Source organism: Nocardioides humilatus (assembly GCF_008373755.1).
Classification (GTDB): Bacteria; Actinomycetota; Actinomycetes; order Propionibacteriales; family Nocardioidaceae; genus Nocardioides; species Nocardioides humilatus.
This window is the reverse complement of sequence record NZ_VUJV01000169.1, coordinates 1-337: the sequence shown is the minus strand read 5'-3', so window position 1 is coordinate 337 and position 337 is coordinate 1. Positions and strand designations below refer to the sequence as shown.

Sequence of the window (337 nt, the reverse complement as noted above, 5' to 3'; positions counted from 1 at the left end):
AGGGTTCGATTCCGGAGAGGGAGCCTGAGAAACGGCTACCACATCCAAGGAAGGCAGCAGGCGCGCAAATTACCCACTCCCGGCACGGGGAGGTAGTGACGAAAAATAACGATACGGGACTCTTACGAGGCCTCGTAATCGGAATGAGTACACTTTAAATATTTTAACGAGGAACAATTGGAGGGCAAGTCTGGTGCCAGCAGCCGCGGTAATTCCAGCTCCAATAGCGTATACTAAAATTGTTGCGGTTAAAAAGCTCGTAGTTGCATTTGTGCGCCGCGCTGTCGGTGCACCGCATCCGCGGTGATACTGACACGTTTGCGGAGCATATCGTCGG

At 52.5% G+C, this 337-nt stretch carries 1 rRNA gene; it reads left to right on the top strand.

What is annotated here, in order from left to right:
• A 16S ribosomal RNA gene (locus F0U44_RS24350) occupies nt 1–337 on the top strand; the annotation flags it as partial.